At 72.9% G+C, this 17,446-nt stretch carries 10 protein-coding genes, 3 tRNA genes and 1 pseudogene; 8 read left to right on the top strand and 6 right to left on the bottom strand.

Annotated elements, in window-relative coordinates; genetic code table 11:
* Positions 1-104 precede the first annotated feature (104 nt).
* Positions 105-1,139, top strand: a complete 1,035-nt coding sequence (locus ACZ4MF_RS00300; protein WP_467488344.1) for a LysR family transcriptional regulator — start codon at positions 105-107, stop codon at positions 1,137-1,139.
* 203 nt (positions 1,140-1,342) lie between these two features.
* On the opposite strand, the gene ACZ4MF_RS00295 is transcribed toward ACZ4MF_RS00300, so the two are convergent.
* Positions 1,343-2,596, bottom strand: a complete 1,254-nt coding sequence (locus ACZ4MF_RS00295; protein ID WP_467488342.1) for a serine/threonine-protein kinase — start codon at positions 2,594-2,596, stop codon at positions 1,343-1,345.
* Between the two features lie 155 nt (positions 2,597-2,751).
* Between ACZ4MF_RS00295 and ACZ4MF_RS00290 the strand changes: the two genes are divergently transcribed.
* Complete coding sequence (locus tag ACZ4MF_RS00290; protein WP_467488340.1) at positions 2,752-5,670, top strand: helix-turn-helix transcriptional regulator; 2,919 nt, start codon at positions 2,752-2,754, stop codon at positions 5,668-5,670.
* Positions 5,671-5,773: 103 nt separating this feature from the next.
* On the top strand, positions 5,774-7,402 hold the full coding sequence (locus tag ACZ4MF_RS00285) for a S53 family peptidase (protein WP_467488338.1): 1,629 nt from the start codon (positions 5,774-5,776) through the stop codon (positions 7,400-7,402).
* Between the two features lie 113 nt (positions 7,403-7,515).
* Here the strand turns inward: ACZ4MF_RS00285 and ACZ4MF_RS00280 are convergent.
* The 3 genes from ACZ4MF_RS00280 to ACZ4MF_RS00270 form a co-directional block, all read right to left on the bottom strand.
* A tRNA-Ile gene (locus ACZ4MF_RS00280) sits at positions 7,516-7,589 on the bottom strand.
* Between the two features lie 187 nt (positions 7,590-7,776).
* Positions 7,777-7,849: transfer RNA gene (locus tag ACZ4MF_RS00275), tRNA-Asn, on the bottom strand.
* A gap of 6 nt (positions 7,850-7,855) precedes the next feature.
* Positions 7,856-7,928 (bottom strand) — tRNA-Asn (locus ACZ4MF_RS00270).
* A 149-nt stretch (positions 7,929-8,077) separates the two neighbouring features.
* Between ACZ4MF_RS00270 and ACZ4MF_RS00265 the strand changes: the two genes are divergently transcribed.
* The 4 genes from ACZ4MF_RS00265 (at position 8,078) to ACZ4MF_RS00250 (ending at position 13,683) form a co-directional block, all read left to right on the top strand.
* Positions 8,078-8,383, top strand: coding sequence for a YtxH domain-containing protein (locus ACZ4MF_RS00265; protein ID WP_467488336.1), 306 nt, complete (start codon positions 8,078-8,080; stop codon positions 8,381-8,383).
* A 63-nt stretch (positions 8,384-8,446) separates the two neighbouring features.
* Positions 8,447-9,886 carry an FGGY family carbohydrate kinase gene (locus ACZ4MF_RS00260; protein WP_467488334.1) on the top strand — a complete coding sequence of 480 codons (1,440 nt, stop codon included), beginning with the start codon at positions 8,447-8,449 and terminating at the stop codon, positions 9,884-9,886.
* 138 nt (positions 9,887-10,024) lie between these two features.
* The gene (locus ACZ4MF_RS00255; protein ID WP_467488332.1) at positions 10,025-11,758 is read left to right on the top strand and encodes an ABC transporter ATP-binding protein; all 1,734 of its coding nucleotides are present in this window, start codon (positions 10,025-10,027) and stop codon (positions 11,756-11,758) included.
* Positions 11,758-13,683, top strand: coding sequence for an ABC transporter ATP-binding protein (locus tag ACZ4MF_RS00250; RefSeq protein ID WP_467488330.1), 1,926 nt, complete (start codon positions 11,758-11,760; stop codon positions 13,681-13,683). The genes ACZ4MF_RS00255 and ACZ4MF_RS00250 overlap by 1 nt, the downstream gene beginning before the upstream one ends.
* 41 nt (positions 13,684-13,724) lie before the next feature.
* On the opposite strand, the pseudogene ACZ4MF_RS00245 reads toward ACZ4MF_RS00250, so the two are convergent.
* Positions 13,725-15,018, bottom strand: a pseudogene (locus ACZ4MF_RS00245) (RNA polymerase sigma factor).
* Positions 15,019-15,263: 245 nt separating this feature from the next.
* Between ACZ4MF_RS00245 and ACZ4MF_RS00240 the strand changes: the two are divergent.
* Entirely contained in the window at positions 15,264-15,515 is a 252-nt protein-coding gene (locus ACZ4MF_RS00240; protein ID WP_467488328.1) for a hypothetical protein, read from the top strand.
* A gap of 6 nt (positions 15,516-15,521) precedes the next feature.
* Here the strand turns inward: ACZ4MF_RS00240 and dnaG are convergent, their stop codons facing one another.
* Entirely contained in the window at positions 15,522-17,420 is a 1,899-nt protein-coding gene (gene dnaG / locus ACZ4MF_RS00235) for a DNA primase (RefSeq protein ID WP_467488326.1), read from the bottom strand.
* Positions 17,421-17,446: the final 26 nt, after the last annotated feature.

Raw genomic sequence — 17,446 nt, 5'->3', positions numbered from 1 at the left:
CGGACCGATCCCGTGACACCGCAAGTCCGATGGCCCCATCGGAGAGTCCGATGGCAACACCCCGGGGCGCGGGGCCGTGTGCGCCCCACGGCTACCCTTCCCCCGTGGACTCCCGCTACCTCCGCGCCTTCGTCGCCGTCGTCGAGCACGGCGGCATCTCCGCCGCCGCCCAGGCCCTGGGCTACGCCCAGTCGAGCGTGAGCGCCCAACTCAAGCGACTGGAAGCCGACTTGGGCGTGAGCGTACTGGTACGAGCGGGCACGGGGGCGGTGCTCACCGAGGCCGGCGGCCGGCTGCTGCCGTACGCGCGCGAGGCGCTGGAGCTGGAGGAGCGGATGCGCCGGGCGGCCCGCGGCGACCGGCCCCGGCTCAGGATCGGCACACAGGAGTCGCTGGCCCACGCCTGGCTGCCCGAGGTGCTGGCCGCGCTGGAGTACGGCGCGGGCGGCCCGGACGCCGGTCCGGACGCCGGCGCGGACGTCGCCCTGACCGTGGCGTCCCGCGGCGCGCTGGAACGGGCCTTCGGAGCGGGCGAGTTGGACCTCGTCTTCCAGTACGACAACGGCATCCGCTCGGTCCGCCCGCACACGGTCGTGGGGCACGACCGCACGTTCCTGGTGGCGGCGCCCGGCCATCCGCTGGCCCGGCAGGAGACGGTGACGCCGGAGCAGCTGCTGCCCCACGAGTTCCTGGTGGCCGAACCCGGCTGCACCTCGGAGATGCTGGTGGACCGCTTCGGCGCCGACCTGCTGGCGGGCGCTCAGCAGACCCTGCTCCAGGGCTCGATCGCGGCTCTGCTGCGCCTTCTCGGCCATGGGCACGGCATCACCCTGCTGCCCGAGCTGACGGTCGCCCGGGAGCTGCGGGAGGGCGAACTGGTCGCGCTGGCGCTGACGGAGCCGCTGCGGCCGGTCAGCATCATCGCCCAGTGGCATCCTCGGCTGGGCGCGGCCGAGCGCACCGTGCACACCCTGCTCGACCTGGCCCGCCGCGCGGACCCCCTGCCCGAGGTGACCCGGATCGGCCCGCGCGTCCTGAGCGGCCGTCGGCGCCCCGGTGTCAGTACGGCAGGATCCGCCCGGACGGGGTCCTGCGGTCGATCTCCTGCTCGCGGCGCGGGGCGGCAGGACGCCGGCTGACACGTACCCGGATACGACCGTCCATGACGCCTCCTCGGTCCGTACGACTCGGCAGTGGATGCCGGTAGGAGGTGCGTGCCCATGACACCGGCGCTTCAAGCCTGAACCGGCCAACTCGTCGCCCTGCCGGGAGCGCCGCTCCGGTCCTTCCCGACCGATGTTCGAGCGGGGCGGGCAGGGCGGGCAGCGGGGCGGCCGGTCCGCTACCGCCTCAGGTACCGGCCGAGGACCGGGTCGAGCCGGGCCAGCCACTCGCCGAGCCGCGCCGATCTGCGGGCGTTCAGCTCGCAGTCGTACACGCCACCGTCCCACAGCCGTACGGCCACGGTGAGATGGTGGCCGCGCCAGGTGCGCCAGGCACCGGCGATCTCCGCCCAGGCGAAGTCCGCTGACGCGCCCCCGACTTCGAGGACGATCCCGGTGGCGTTCACCACGACGCGGGACTCCCCGTCGGTCAACTCGGCCACCGGCGCGGCGTACGCGACCGGCGGCCCGAACCCGTAGGCGACCTGCGGCGGGGCCGCGGCGGGCACGGGAGGAGGGGTGGGGGCCACGGCGGGCAGGGCGGGGTACGGCGCCGGCCGGGTCGGCGCCGCCGGGGGCGGGGTGAGCCGCGGGGGTGTGGCGGGCGCCGGGGGCACGAGGGGCGGCGGGCCGTACGCGGGGGTGTACGCCGGTGCCGGTGTCCCGTCCGTCAGCCGGTCCAGCAGTTCGGTGGGGGTCGGGCGGTCCCCGGGGTCCTTCGCCAGGCAGCCCGCGACCAGTCCGGCGAGTCCGGCGGGTACGGCGGCCAGGTCGGGCGGCTCGTGGACGGAGCGGTACATCAGCCCCATCGGCGTGCCCTCGCCCCAGGCGCTGCCGCCCGCCGCGGCGACCAGGACGGCGCCCAGCGCGAACACGTCGGCCGCGCCGGTCACATCGTGGCCCAGGGCCTGTTCGGGGGCGAGGAAACCGGGGGTGCCGAAGGCGGTGCCGGTGGCGGTGAGGCGGGTGGACTCGACGGCGCGGGCGATGCCGAAGTCGAGGACGCGCGGGCCGTCGACGGCCATGACGATGTTGCCGGGCTTGAGGTCGCGGTGGACCAGCCCGCAGGAGTGGATGGACTCCAGCGCCTCGGCGAGCGCGGCGGCCAGGGCCCGCAGCCGGGGCTCGTCCATCGCGCCCTCGGCCGCGAGTTGGGCCGCGAGGGTCGGTCCGGGGATGTAGGCCGTGGCCAGCCACAGCGGGTCGCCGTCGACGTCCGCGTCCACGACCGGCGCCGTGTGGAATCCGCCCACCGCGCGGGCCGCCTCGACCTCGCTGCGGAACCGCTCGCGGAAGACGGCGTCGGCCGCCAGCTCGGCCTTGGCGACCTTCACCGCGACGGCCCGCCCGCCGCGCGTCCGGGCGAGATACACGGTGCCCATGCCGCCCTCGCCGAGCCGGCGTTCGACGAGGTACCCCCCTATACGTTCCATGCGCACAGTATGGCCGTGGGGCACCGCCGGCTCCGCGTGCCCCCGGCGCCGCCATTGACAACCCGAATCCGCGAAGGCTGTCATGAACACATGCTGCGATGCGCGAACACCACGGGTGCCACCCCCACGGCACGAAGTGGCCGACTGCCGTGCGCATGCGGCCACTGACCGGACGCCACGAGCTTCTCGCCACCGCCCGGGCCGAGTTGACGACCCGTCCCGGAGTGCTCTTCCACGGTCCCGCCGGAATCGGCAAGACCACGCTCGTGGCCGCCCTCATGAACTCCCTGGCCGTGCAGGCCCCGGCGGCCGGCACGGTGCTGCACTGCGCGCCCGGCCGGGAGGACGCCCCGCTGCCGTTCGCCGGACTCGTCGACCTGTTCGCACGGGTGCCGGACAGCCGCCTGGACGCCCTGCCGCCCGAGCCGCGCGCGGCTCTGCGGGCAGCTCTGCTGCGCGGCCGGGAACCGGCCGGCGACCAGGGGCGGCTCGCGCTGCGCGTCGCCGTCCTGGAGGTGCTGCGCGCCCTGGCCGCCGCCGGTCCCGTGCTGCTGGTCGTCGACGGCCTCCAGTGGCTGGACCCGCTCAGCGCCGAGGTGCTCGCCTTCGCCGTGCGCCGTGCGGGCGGCCTCGGCCTCGGCCTGCGGATGGTGGCCGCGGAACGGGTCGCGGAGGGCGAGCAGCCCGAACGGCCGCACTGCTGCCCGCCGGGCACCGCCGAACTCGCCGTACCACCGCTGACGGACGGCGAGACGGACCGCCTCCTGCGCACCGCCCTCGGCACCGTCCTGCCTCCGGCGCTGCTGCGGGTGGTCCAGGACACCGCCGCCGGAAATCCCTCGTACGCCCTGGAGTTGGGGCGGGCCGCCCTGCACGACGGGGCGTCCGCCGGCTCCGCCGGGGCGCTGCCCGTGCCCCGGCGGCTGCGCACCCTGGTGCTGGACCGGGCGCGCACCCTGCCCGAGGCCGTGCGGCACGCCCTCCTCGTCGCGAGCGCCGCCGCGGCCCCCAACCTCACCGTGCTGCGGGCCGCCGGATTCCCCGACCCGGCCGCGGACCTCGCGGCGGCCGAACGGGTCGGCGTCGCGGCGGCCGGCGCCGACGGCACCGTACGCTTCCGCCATCCGCTGATCCGCGCCGCCCTCTACGCCGACGCCCCGGAGTACGGCCGCCGGCAGGCGCACGCCCTGCTGGCCCGTGCGGTCACCGAGCCTCTGGAACAGGCCCGGCACCTCGCGCACGCCCACCCGTACGAGGACGAGGCCGTCGCTCGGACCCTGCTGGCCGCGGCCGCGCAGGCACGACGCCGCGGCGCGCCCGACGCCGCCTGCGAACTGGCCGGGCTCGCCGCCCGCCGCACCCCCGCCGACCGGCCCGCCGACCGCGCCGACCGACTGCTGACCGCGGCCGAGTACGCGTGCGACGCCGGGAACCCGGCGGCCGCGGGGCAGTCGGCCAGGACCGTCCTCGCCGAGTCGGGCTCCGCCCGTCGGCGGGTGCGGGCCCGGCTGATCCTGCTGCGGGGCGCCGGGCAGGCGCTCGACGGCACCCGCGACCTGATCGAGGACGGCCTGCGGGACGCCGCCGGCGACCCACGGGCCGAGGCGTGGCTGCACCACTGGGCGGCCGTACGCGGCCTGCTGTGCGGGGAGTTGGCGGAGGCGGCCCGGCACGCCCGGCGGGCCGCCGGGCTGGCGGACCGGGCCGGGGACACGGAGACCCGGATCGGGGCGCTCGCCACGCTCGCCCGGGTGCGGTCCCTGGCCGGGGAGGCGGGCGCCGCCGACGCCGCGCTCCAGGAGGCGCTCACCCTGGTCGGCACCGCCGACGGCGGCCCGGAGCGCCGGCGGCTGATCCGGATGCGGGCGATCCTCGCCCTGGACTCCGACCGGGTGGCCGAGGCCCGGGAGGGGGTCTCCGGACTCCTCACGGTCGTCGGCGAGTCCGCCGGGGTGGAGGAGGTGCTGGCGACCCTGGTGGCGCTGGCCCGTATCCAGGTGCGCGCCGGGGAGTGCCGGGAGGCGCTGCGCACCGCCGACCGCTGCGCGCGCGCCGTGGCCGAGGCGGGCGTCCCGGTGGCCCCGGCGCTGTACGCGGCAGCCCTCGCGGCGAGCGCGGGCGGCACCGCCGAGGAGGCCCGGCACCTCGCCGAGCAGGCGGTCCGCGCCTCGGAGGCCGACGGCGACCGGCTGTTCCTGCTGCGCGCGCTGGCGGTGCTCGGGCAGGCGGAGCTGCTCGGCGGCAGCCCGCTCGGGGCGGCGGCCGCGGTCGAGGTGCTGCAACGGGTCAGGCGGCTCGGCGAGTCGATGTGCGCCGCGGACCCGCCGTTGCTGCACTGGTACGGCGATCTGGCCGAGGCGCTGGTCGTCCTGGGGGAGACGGAGGCGGCCGGGACGGTGCTCGGCGAGGCTCGCGCGCGGCTGCCCGGCGACGCGCCCGGCAGCGTACTGGCGGCGCTGGAGCGGGCCGAGGGGCTGCGGGAGGCGGGCCTCGGCCGGGCGCGGGAGGGGGCGCTGCGGCTGCGCACGGCCGTGGACCTGCTGCGCCGGCTGGACCTGCCCGTGGACATGGTGCGCACGCTGATCGCGCTCGGCGCGGTCGAGCGTCGCGCGCGCCGCCGGAACGCGGCGCGCCTGGCGCTCGGCGAGGCGCTGCGGATCGCGACGCGGATCGGCGCCGCCCCGCTGGCGGCACGGGCCGGGGACGAGCTGGCACGGCTGGAGGCCTCGGACCGCGGCGGCGAGGCGGGGCCGGGCGGGCCCGAACTCACGCCCACGGAGGCCCGGATCGCCGAACTGGTCGGCAACGGCGCCACCAACCGGGAGGTGGCGGCGGAGCTGTTCATCAGCGTCAAGACGGTGGAGGGGGCCCTGTCACGGGTCTACCGCAAGTTCGGGGTCCGCTCGCGCACCGCGCTCGCCCATGCGATGGCGGTCGCGGTCATCGCCTCCGGCGCATCCGTCGATCCGGGCGACGACGGCGGGCCGGGACACATGGTGACGGACAGTCAGTCCGTTCGTGCGCGCCCCACCCGGGTGCTCGTCACCCGCCGTTCACACGACATCGACAGTTAACACATCAAGCAAGGGTTCCCCCGCTTATGGGGGTGGGGCCCGTGTTCCTACGGTGAAGCCGTTCCGCTTCCGGGACATCACCCCCACTCTCCGGAGGACCTCAGTGAAGTCACGCCTGAAACTGCTCGGCCTGGTCGCCGCGCCGGCCCTGCTCGCCGCCGCCGTCCCTGCGGCCTACGCCGCCGGCACCGCGCAGCCCCACGCGGCGCGGGCCGCCGTCACCGGAGACGTCCTCCAGGGCCTCGACCGGCACGCGACCCGGACCGGCGACGTGGCGGCGGGAAAGCGGATATCGGTGGCCATCAGCCTGACCCCCAGAGACGGCAAGGCCCTCGACACCTTCGTCGCCCGGGTCAGCGACCCGCACTCCGCCTCGTACGGCCACTATCTGACGAAGGGTCAGTTCGCGGCCCGCTTCGGCCGGACCGACGCCGAGGTGGAACAGCTCAGGCACTACCTGCGGTCGCAGGGCGTCACCGTCGGCAAGGTCCACTCGGGCAACCTGCTGGTCGACGCGAGCGGTACGGCCGCCCAGTTGGAGAAGGCCTTCGGCACCAAGCTGTCGACCTGGAAGGACGCCACGTCCGGCCGCTCGTTCTACGCCAACGACACCGCGCCGACGCTGCCGTCCTCGATCGCCTCGATCGTCAGCGACGTGGCCGGCCTCAACAACCGCCTCCAGCTGCACCGTCAGGCGCCCTCCACCGTGCGGCCGCACAACGGCCCGGGCGGCGGCTACACCCCGGCCCAGCTCAAGGGCGGCTACAACGTCTCCGGCACGTACACCGGCAGCGGGCAGAAGATCGCGCTGCTGGAGTTCGACGGCTTCCAGCAGTCCAACATCACCGCCTACGACAACAACTACGGCCTGGGTTCGCCGGCCCCGACCGTGCAGAAGGTGGACGGCGGCTCCGGCGCGCTCGGTGACGGGCAGGTCGAGGTCGAGCTGGACATCGAGGTCCTGCACGCCATCGCCCCCAAGGCGAACGTCACCGTCTTCGAGGGCCCCAACTCCGACGCCGGCGAGGTCGACACCTACCAGGCCATCGTCGACAGCGGCATCCCGACCACCTCGATCAGCTGGGGCGCCGCCGAGAGCGCCCGCACCACCTCGGGCATCAACGCGGTGGACGCCGTCTTCAAGGCGGGCGCCGCCCAGGGCCTCGGCTTCTACGCGGCCTCCGGCGACAGCGGCTCCGACGACGCGGGCGACGGCGGCACCTCCGTCGACTACCCGGCCAGCGACCCGTACGTCACCGGTGTCGGCGGCACCAAGCTGACCGTCACCTCGTCCAACGCCTTCAGCAAGGAGGTGGCCTGGTCCGGCGGCGGTGGCGGCAAGTCCTCCGTCTTCAAGATCCCGAGCTGGCAGACGGCCGTCCAGAAGAGCGCCGGCGGCGGCTACCGCCAGGTGCCGGACGTCTCGGCCCACGCCAACCCCAGCCCCGGCGTCTCGATCTACTCGCAGGGCTCCTGGTCCTCGGTGGGCGGCACCAGCGCCGCCGCACCGGAGTGGGCGGCGTTCGCGGCCCTCTACAACCAGCGGGCCGCGGCGGCCGGCAAGGCCAACCTCGGCTTCGCCGACCCGGCGCTGTACTCGGCGAGCGGCACCGGCTTCCACGACATCACCAGCGGCAGCAACGGCGCCTACTCCGCGGCCACCGGCTGGGACTTCACCACCGGCTGGGGCTCGTACAACGCCGCCACGCTGGCGAGCAAGCTGCTCGGCTGACGCCGTCGGCCGACCCTCATGAACGAGACGCGGACCGGGAGCACTCCCGGTCCGCGTTGCCGTTCACCTGACGTCACCACAGGCCACATCGTTTCTGCGCCGGTGACGCGCGGTGGGGCGGGTGGGACTCGAACCCACGGCCGACGGATTATGAGTCCGCTGCTCTAACCGGCTGAGCTACCGCCCCATAGCGGCGTGTCGCGTACACGTGTGCGCGCCGTCTGCCGCAGCATAGCCGCTCATACGATCTCCTGCTTCGGATGGTCGGCTTCTGCGCTGCTCATGACCCTGAGGACACCGCCGCGGCCGCGCCGGTTCCCGCGGACATGAAGCGGGCATGAAAAAGGACCCCGGAGGGGTCCTCGATCAGTGCGCTCCCCCGACTGGACTCGAACCAGTAACCTGCCGGTTAACAGCCGGCTGCTCTGCCAATTGAGCTACGGAGGACCGAAGCTCCCCCGACTGGACTCGAACCAGTAACCTGCCGGTTAACAGCCGGCTGCTCTGCCAATTGAGCTACGGAGGATCGCCTCGATTGCATCGAACGCACCTACCTGGGTATTCGCCAGGGGGCGGGCGCTCGCTGCGACACATACATTAGCGCAAGCAGGGGGGTGCTCCGCCAATCGGATACCCCACGGCACCGCAGACCCAGGCAAGGGAAGGGTGGCAGCCATGCGCTACCGGCTCACGTTCGTCGCGGGACTGGCCGTCGGTTACGTACTCGGCACGAGGGCCGGACGCGAGCGCTACGAGCAGCTGAAGAAGTACGCGCGCCGGATCGCGCAGAACCCCGCCGTCCGGAACACCGCCGAGACGGCCGTCCAGCAGGGCCGCCAGTACGCGGGCAAGGCCTTCCACACGGTCAGCGGCAGGGTCGGCGACCGGGTCCCCGAGACCGTGGCCCAGCGGGTCCGGAACCTGCGCGAGCGCAACCTCAACGGCACCCCCGAGGACGACTGGGGCACGAGCAACACCTAGCCCTTCCACCCCTTTGGCCGTCCCTGGCCCAAGCATCCTCAGGAATGCTGCAAAATTCGATGCATGGGGATAGTCGCCGGCTTGGACAGCTCGCCAGATTTCACGCGCATCGTCGTCTGCGACGCGGACACCGGCGCCGTACTGCGCCAGGGCTACGCCCCGCACCCGGTGGAGGGCCGCCCCAGCGACATCGACCCCCAGGCCTGGCTGCTCTCGCTCGGCGAGGCCGCCGGCGGCGGTCTGCTGGAGGGCGTGCAGGCCATCGGGGTCTCGGCCCAGCAGAACGCCCTCGTCCCGCTGGACGCCCAGAGCAACACCGTGCGCCCGGCGCTGGTCGGCGGCGACAAGCGGGCGCAGGTCGCGGGGGCCGATCTGCTCGACGCGCTCGGCGGGCGCGAGGCGTGGGCGCAGGCCGTGGGGAGCGTGCCGCAGGCCGCGGCGCCGGTCACCAAGCTGCGCTGGCTCGCGAAGAACGAGCCCGAGAACGCCCGCCGCACGGCCGTGCTGCTCCAGGCGCACGACTGGCTGGTGTGGCAGTTGCTCGGCCGCCCCGTGCGCCGGACGACCGACCGCGGCGGAGCCTCCTCGACCGGGTACTGGTCGGCCGCCACCGGCGGCTACCGGCCCGATCTGGTCGAGCTGGCGCTCGGACACCAGGCGATGCTCCCGGAGGTGATCGGCCCGTCCGAGGCGGCCGGTACGACCCCGGAGGGGCTGCTGATCTCGGCCGGCACCGGGGAGACCATGGCCGCCGCGTTCGGGCTCGGGATCGGGCTGGGGGACGCGGTGGTGAGCCTCGGGGCGTCCGGGTCGGTCATGGCCGTCCACCCGGAAGCGCTCGCCGACCAGTCCGGGATGATCACCTCCCTCGCCGACGCCACCGGGATGCACCTGCCGGTCGTCACCACCCTGAATGCCGTACGGACCCTGCGCGGCGCCGCCGAACTGCTCGGCGCGGCCGACCTGGAGGCCCTGTCCGATCTGGCGATGAAGTCGACGCCGGGGGCGCACGGGCTGGTGCTGCTGCCCTATCTGGAGGGTGAGCGGACGCCGAACCTGCCGCACACCGCCGGGACGCTCGCGGGGCTGCGGCGGGAGTCGATGAAGCCGGAGCATCTGGCGCGGGCCGCGTTCGAGGGCATGCTGTGCGGGCTCGGTGACGCCCTGGACGTGCTGCGCGGGCGGGGCGTGGACGTGCGGCGGATCTTCCTGCTGGGCCAGGCGGCCGAGCTGCCCGCCGTGCAGGCCTCGGCGCCCTCGCTGTTCGGCGCGCAGGTCGTCGTGCCGCAGCCGGCGGACTACGCGGCGATCGGCGCGGCGCGGCAGGCCGCCTGGGCGCTCGGTGTGTCGCAGGGCACTCTCGATCCGCGCACCGCGCCGGCCTGGCAGGGCGCGGCGGCCCAGGTGCTGGAGCCGGGCGACGAGCTGGCGGTGGGTCAGGCGGTGCGGCAGCAGTTCACGGCCGTGCGGGAGCAGACCCACCCGGGGGCGTTTCACTCGTAAGTGTCGTACGAGCTTCCGCGCGCGTGGCCGTACGCGCTTCTCCGCCGGTTAATCACTTGAGGTAACGCGGGTGGAGTGTCGGACGATAGGGGCCAAGGGCAACCGAACCGCCCCTTCGCCGACCCCGAGAGACGCAGCGTGCTCATACGACTCCTGCGGGCCTGTCTCAGGCCCTACAAAAAACCCATCGCCCTGCTGGTGCTGCTCCAGTTCCTCCAGACCTGCGCCACCCTCTACCTGCCCACTCTCAACGCGCACATCATCGACAACGGTGTCGTGAAGGGCGACACGGGTTACATCCTGTCCTTCGGCGCCCTGATGATCGGCATCTCGCTGGCCCAGGTGGTGTGCAACATCGGCGCCGTCTACTTCGGTGCGCGGACCGCCTCCGCGCTCGGCCGGGACGTGCGCGGTGCCGTCTTCGACCGGGTGCAGTCGTTCTCCTCGCGTGAGGTGGGTCACTTCGGTGCCCCCTCCCTCATCACCCGTACGACGAACGACGTACAGCAGGTCCAGATGCTGGCCCTGATGACGTTCACTCTGATGGTGTCGGCGCCCATCATGTGCGTCGGCGGCATCGTGATGGCCCTCGGACTCGACGTTCCGCTGTCCGGGGTGCTGGTGGCCGTGGTCCCGGTGCTCGCGATCTGCGTCACGTTGATCGTGCGCCGGCTGCGGCCGCTGTTCCGGTCGATGCAGGAGCGCCTCGACACGGTGAACCGGGTGCTGCGCGAGCAGATCACCGGCAACCGGGTGATCCGCGCCTTCGTGCGGGACGGTTACGAGCAGGAGCGGTTCGGGAGGGCGAACGGCGACCTCACCGAGATGCAGCTGGCCACCGGCCGGATGCTCGCGCTGATGTTCCCCATCGTCATGACCGTGGTGAACGTGTCGTCGATCGCGGTCGTGTGGTTCGGCGCACACCGCATCGACAGCGGCGGGATGCGGATCGGCGACCTGACCGCGTTCCTCGCCTATCTGATGCAGATCGTGATGTCCGTGATGATGGCCACCTTCATGTTCATGATGGTGCCGCGCGCGGAGGTCTGCGCCGAGCGCATCCAGGACGTCCTCGGGACCGACTCCAGCGTGGTGCCGCCCACGGCGCCCGTCACCGAGCTGCGCGCGCACGGCCATCTGGAGATCCGCGCGGCCGGCTTCCGCTATCCGGGGGCCGAGGAGCCGGTGCTGAAGGGCGTCGACCTGGTCGCCCGGCCGGGTGAGACGACCGCCGTGATCGGCTCCACCGGCAGCGGCAAGTCCACGCTGCTCGGGCTGGTCCCGCGGCTGTTCGACGCGACCGAGGGCGAGGTCCTGGTCAACGGCGTGGACGTGCAGCGGGTCGACCCGCAGCTGCTGGCGAGGACGGTCGGCCTGGTCCCGCAGAAGCCGTACCTGTTCGCGGGCACGGTCGCGACCAACCTGCGCTACGGCAATCCCGACGCCACCGACGAGGAGCTGTGGCAGGCGCTGACGGTGGCGCAGGCCAAGGACTTCGTCAGCAAGCTGGAGGGCGGGCTCGACGCGCCCATCGCGCAGGGCGGCACGAACGTGTCGGGCGGTCAGCGCCAGCGCCTCGCCATCGCCCGCACCCTCGTCCAGCGCCCGGAGATCTACCTCTTCGACGACTCCTTCTCCGCGCTCGACTACGCCACCGACGCGGCGCTGCGCGCGGCGCTCGGCCGGGAGACCGCCGAGGCCACCGTCGTCATCGTCGCCCAGCGCGTGGCGACCATCCGGGACGCCGACCGCATCATCGTGCTGGACGAGGGCCGGGTCGTCGGCACCGGCCGGCACCAGGAGCTGATGGCGGGCAACGAGACCTACCGGGAGATCGTGCTCTCCCAGCTGACGGAAGCGGAGGCTGCCTGATGGCCGGGCCCATGCGCATGATGGCCGGGCGCGGTCCCGACCAGCGTTCCATGGACTTCAAGGGGTCGAGCAAACGGCTCCTCGCCCAGTTCAGACCCGAACGGGTCACGATCGGCCTCCTGCTGCTGTGCACGGTCGTCAGCGTGGCCCTGAGCGTGATCGGCCCGAAGATCCTCGGCCGGGCCACCGACCTGGTCTTCTCCGGCATCATCGGCCGGCAGATGCCCGCCGGTGCCACCAAGCAGCAGGTCCTCGACCAGATGCGGGCCCACGGCCAGGGCGCGGTGGCGGACATGCTGGGGAGCACCGCGTTCACCCCCGGCAAGGGCATCGACTTCGGGGCCGTCGGCAACGTCCTGCTGCTCGCGCTCGGCACGTTCATGGCCTCCGGCCTGCTGATGGCGGTCGCGACGCGGCTGGTCAACCGGACCGTGAACCTCACCATGCTCCGGCTGCGCGAGCAGGTGCAGACGAAGCTGTCCCGGCTGCCGCTGTCGTACTTCGACAAGCGCCAGCGCGGTGAGGTGCTCTCGCGTGCGACCAACGACATCGACAACATCGGCCAGACGCTCCAGCAGTCGATGGGCCAGCTGATCAACTCCCTGCTCACCATCGTCGGCGTGCTGGTGATGATGTTCTGGGTCTCCTGGATCCTGGCGCTGGTCGCCCTCGTCACGGTGCCGCTGTCGGCCCTGGTGGCGACCCGGGTCGGCAAGCGGTCCCAGCCGCACTTCGTGCAGCAGTGGCGCACGACGGGCAAACTGAACGCCCACATCGAGGAGATGTACACCGGGCACACCCTGGTGAAGGTGTTCGGCCGGCAGGAGCAGTCGGCGCGGCAGTTCGCCGAGCAGAACGAGGCGCTGTACGAGGCCGGGTTCAAGGCGCAGTTCAACAGCGGAGTGATGCAGCCGCTGATGATGTTCGTGTCGAACCTGAACTACGTGCTGGTCGCGGTGGTCGGCGGGCTGCGGGTCGCCTCCGGCTCGCTCTCCATCGGTGACGTCCAGGCCTTCATCCAGTACTCGCGGCAGTTCTCGATGCCGCTGACGCAGGTCGCCTCGATGGCGAACCTGGTGCAGTCCGGCGTCGCGTCGGCCGAGCGGGTCTTCGAACTCCTCGACGCCGAGGAGCAGGAGGCCGATCCGGTACCGGGCGAGCGGCCCGAGGAGCTGCGCGGACGGGTCCGCCTGGAGCACGTGTCCTTCCGGTACGACCCGGAGAAGCCGCTGATCGAGGACCTCTCGCTCACGGTGGAGCCCGGTCACACGGTCGCGATCGTCGGCCCGACCGGCGCGGGCAAGACCACGCTGGTCAACCTCCTGATGCGGTTCTACGACGTCTCGGGCGGCCGGATCACCCTGGACGGCGTCGACGTCCGGCGGATGACCCGCGACGAACTGCGGTCCGGGATCGGCATGGTGCTCCAGGACACCTGGCTGTTCGGCGGCACGATCGCGGAGAACATCGCGTACGGCGCCACGCGCGAGGTCACGCGCGGAGAGATCGAGGAGGCGGCCCGCGCGGCCCACGCCGACCGGTTCATCCGCACCCTGCCCGAGGGCTACGACACGGTGATCGACGACGAGGGCGCGGGGGTCAGCGCGGGTGAGAAGCAGCTCATCACCATCGCACGGGCGTTCCTGTCCGACCCGGTGATCCTGGTCCTGGACGAGGCGACGAGTTCCGTGGACACCCGCACGGAGGTCCTGATCCAGAAGGCCATGGCCAAACTGGCGCACGGCCGCACGTCGTTCGTGATCGCCCACCGGCTCTCCACGATCCGCGACGCCGACACCATCCTCGTGATGGAGAACGGCTCGATCGTGGAACAGGGCGCGCACGCCGAGCTGTTGACGGCCGACGGGGCGTACGCGCGGCTGTACAAGGCGCAGTTCGCGCAGGCGGTGGCCGAGGTGGACTGACAGCGCGGGGGGGGCCGCCCGTCCCGGGCGGCCCCCCCGCTTCAGTCCAGATAGCCCCGCAGCTGGTCCGCGAACGCGTGGTCCCGGAGCTTGTTGAGGGTCTTGGACTCGATCTGCCGTATCCGCTCCCGCGTGACGCCGAAGATGCGGCCTATCTCCTCCAGCGTGCGGGGCCGGCCGTCAGCGAGGCCGTAGCGGAGCTGGACGACCTTGCGCTCCCGCTCCCCCAGCGTGGACAGGACCGCCTCCAGGTGCTCCCGCAGCAGCAGGAACGCGGCCGATTCGACCGGGCTCGCGGCGTCGCCGTCCTCGATGAGGTCGCCGAGGGCCACGTCCTCCTCCTCGCCGACCGGGGCGTGCAGGGAGACCGGCTCCTGGGCGAGCCGCAGCACCTCGCTGACCCGCTCGGGCGGCAGGTCGAGGTGGGCGGCGACCTCGTCGGGCGTCGGCTCGTACCCCCGCTCCTGGAGCATCCGGCGCTGCACGCGCACGACCCGGTTGATCAGCTCGACCACGTGCACCGGGACGCGGATGGTGCGGGCCTGATCGGCCAGCGCCCGGGACATGGCCTGACGGATCCACCAGGTGGCGTACGTCGAGAACTTGTAGCCGCGCGCGTAGTCGAACTTCTCCACCGCGCGGATCAGCCCGAGGTTGCCCTCCTGGACGAGGTCGAGCATGGTCAGCCCGCGGCCGACGTACCGCTTGGCGACCGAGACGACGAGCCGCAGGTTGGCCTCGATGAGCCGCCGCTTGGCCATCCGTCCCATGACGACGAGCCGGTCCAGGTCGAGCGCCAGACCGGTGTCCAGGTCGGGGGTGCTGCCCAGCTTCTCCTCGGCGAACAGGCCGGCCTCGACCCGGCGGGCGAGTTCGACCTCCTCGGCGGCGGTGAGCAGCGGGATGCGCCCGATCTCGCGCAGGTACTGGCGGAACAGATCGGCGGAGGGGCCAGCGGACTCGGCCCGTGCGACCGGTGCGACGGCGGGTTCGTCGGGTTCCTCGGACTCTTGGGGCTCGTCCGTGAGCGCGTCCGCCGGCGGTTCGGCCGGCTCGGCGGGCGTGCCCTGCGGGTGCCGGTCGCCGCGGCTCTGCGGGGGCACGGCCCCGAGGACGTCCGGCTCCGCGTCCGGCTCGTCCGCGGTGGCGGTGGCGAGGGTGGTGCGGGTGGCACGGGTGGCGCTGTCGGTCTGGGTGAGGGTCTGGGTCTGCACGGGGGCGACCTCCAGGATGATCGCTGCCGGCCGAGTGCGGCAGCGGTACTTCGGGAGCGGAGAGTCGACGGCCTGCGCTCCGAGGACTCGGGCACCGCCCCCAGTGTGGAGTACGACACATCCCCGCCACGAGGGGCGTGCGGTGACTTTTTGCGTTCGCCTCGTGACCGGGTGGTTACTCAGCTCGTTGGACTATCCGAATGACATATGCGGCCAGGACTGGGTCGCACCGACGTGAGGCAGGATGGAAGGCATGAGCGAGTTCGAGGAGCTGCGGCGGCGTCTGGAGGCGCTGGAGGCCGAGGTGCACGAATGCGGGAGGAGCACGCCTCCACACGACACCTCGCTGTGAACTCCGATCGTGACGTGGCCGCGCTTCAGGAGCAGCGCAGGGCGGACGTGCAACTGATGCGGGCACTCCGGCAGACGCAGCTTGAGCACGGCAAGACGCTGGAGGCCCACACCAAGACGCTGGCGGAGCACGGCAAACTGCTCGGCGCCCTGGTGTCCGGCCAGGTGGCGGTGATGGAACGGATCGGAACGCTCACCACACAAGTCGGCGCGATCACCGACCACCTCGGCATCGCACCGCCCGAGCAGCCCCAGGAAGAGGGCTAGCCCCCTTTACAGCGCCTCCGCGCCCCGGGTCTTCAGGGACTGGTCGTACTGCTGCAGGACCCACAACTCGTTGTGCACGGAGGCCAGTTGGGCCGGGTCGCCACCGGCTTCCAGGCGGCGGGCGGTGATCTGGAGTTCCTGGACGCGGCGCTCCACGGCGCGGCGGCGGACGGTCACGAGCTGTTCGCCCGCGTAGTTCTCGTCGACCGTGCGGCGCATGATCGCCTCCACGGCCAGCTCCGTGACCATGGCCCGGACCGTGTCGTCAGGGGCCGCCTCGCGGACCCGGACCAGGTACTCCTGGCTGTCCTGCATGCCGGACTCGGCGCCGCCCGCGTCCAGGATCGCCTGGCGTACGGCGGTGTAGGGGGCGGCGGTGAACTCGTCCACGCCGTACGCGTCGAAGGCCGGGGAGACCAGCTCCGGGCGCTGGAGGGCGAGTTTGAGCAGCTCGCGTTCGGTGGCGTAGATCGGGTTGCGGAGCTGGAGGGCGGGGCCCGCCGTGGCGGGGCGGCGGGCGGCCGCCTCGTACGACCGCGGGCCCGCCGGGGCCGGGCCCTGGCCGCCGCGCTCGCGCGCCCAGCGGGCCAGCTGGGCCACGCGCTTGACCACGAACTGGGTGTCGAGGATGCCGAGCATGCCGGCCAGCTGGACGGCGACCTCGTGCTGGGCGCCGCTGTTCTTGATCCGGGCGACGATGGGGGCCGCCTCGTCCAGGGCGCCGGCGCGGCCCGCCGGGGTGTCCAGGTCGTAGCGGTTCACGATCTGGCGCAGCGCGAACTCGAAGAGCGGGGTGCGCGGTTCGGCCAGGTCGGCCACCGCCTCGTCGCCCTTCGCGAGGCGCAGCTCGCAGGGGTCCATGCCGTCCGGCGCGATCGCGATGTACGTCTCGGCGGCGAACTTCTGGTCGTCCTCGAAGGCGCGCAGCGCGGCCTTCTGGCCGGCCGCGTCGCCGTCGAAGGTGAAGATCACCCGGGCCGAGCCGTTGTCCAGCAGCAGCCGGCGCAGGATCTTGATGTGCTCGCCGCCGAAGGCCGTGCCGCAGGTGGCGATCGCGGTCGTCACTCCGGCGAGGTGGCAGGCCATGACGTCGGTGTAGCCCTCGACGACGACGGCCCGGCTGGCCTTGGCGATGTGCTGCTTGGCCAGGTCGACTCCGTAGAGGACCTGGGACTTCTTGTAGATCGCCGTCTCGGGGGTGTTGAGGTACTTGGGGCCGTTGTCCGCCTCGTACAGCTTGCGGGCGCCGAAGCCGACGACCTCGCCGCCGATGTCCCGGATGGGCCACATCAGGCGGCCGCGGAAGCGGTCGATGGGACCGCGGCGGCCCTCCTGCGCCAGCCCGGACAGGACCAGTTCCTTGTCCGTGAAGCCCTTGCCGCGCAGATAGCGGGTGAGGTGGTCCCAGCCCTGGGGGCTGTAGCCGACGCCGAAGTGGACGGCGGCGGCCTGGTCGAAGCCGCGATCGGCGAGGAAGAGCCGGCCGGTCTCGGCCTCGGGGCTGGTGGCCAGCTGCTCGGCGTACCACTGCGCGGCGATCTTGTGCGCCTCGACCAGGCGGATCCGCTCGCCGCGCTGGTGGGCCGGGTTGTACCCGCCCTCCTCGTAGCGCAGCGTGATGCCCGCCTGGGCTGCGAGGCGCTCGACCGCCTCCGAGAAGGAGAGGTGGTCCACCTTCATCACGAAGGTGATGGTGTCGCCGCCCTCCTGGCAGCCGAAGCAGTGGAAGAGTCCCTTGCTCGGACTGACCTGGAAGGACGGTGACTTCTCGTCGTGGAACGGGCACAGGCCCTTGAGATTGCCGCCGCCCGCGCTGCGCAACTGGAGGTACTCGGAGACCACGGCGTCGATCGGGACCGCGTCCCGTACCGCCTTCACGTCCTCGTCGTTGATCCGTCCTGCCACGCGTGAATTCTACGGGCCCCCGGGAC

It is taken from the genome of Streptomyces sp. NPDC025793, assembly GCF_055558375.1.
The sequence above is the reverse complement of the archived record's forward strand: the minus strand, read 5'-3'. Positions and strand labels throughout refer to the sequence as shown.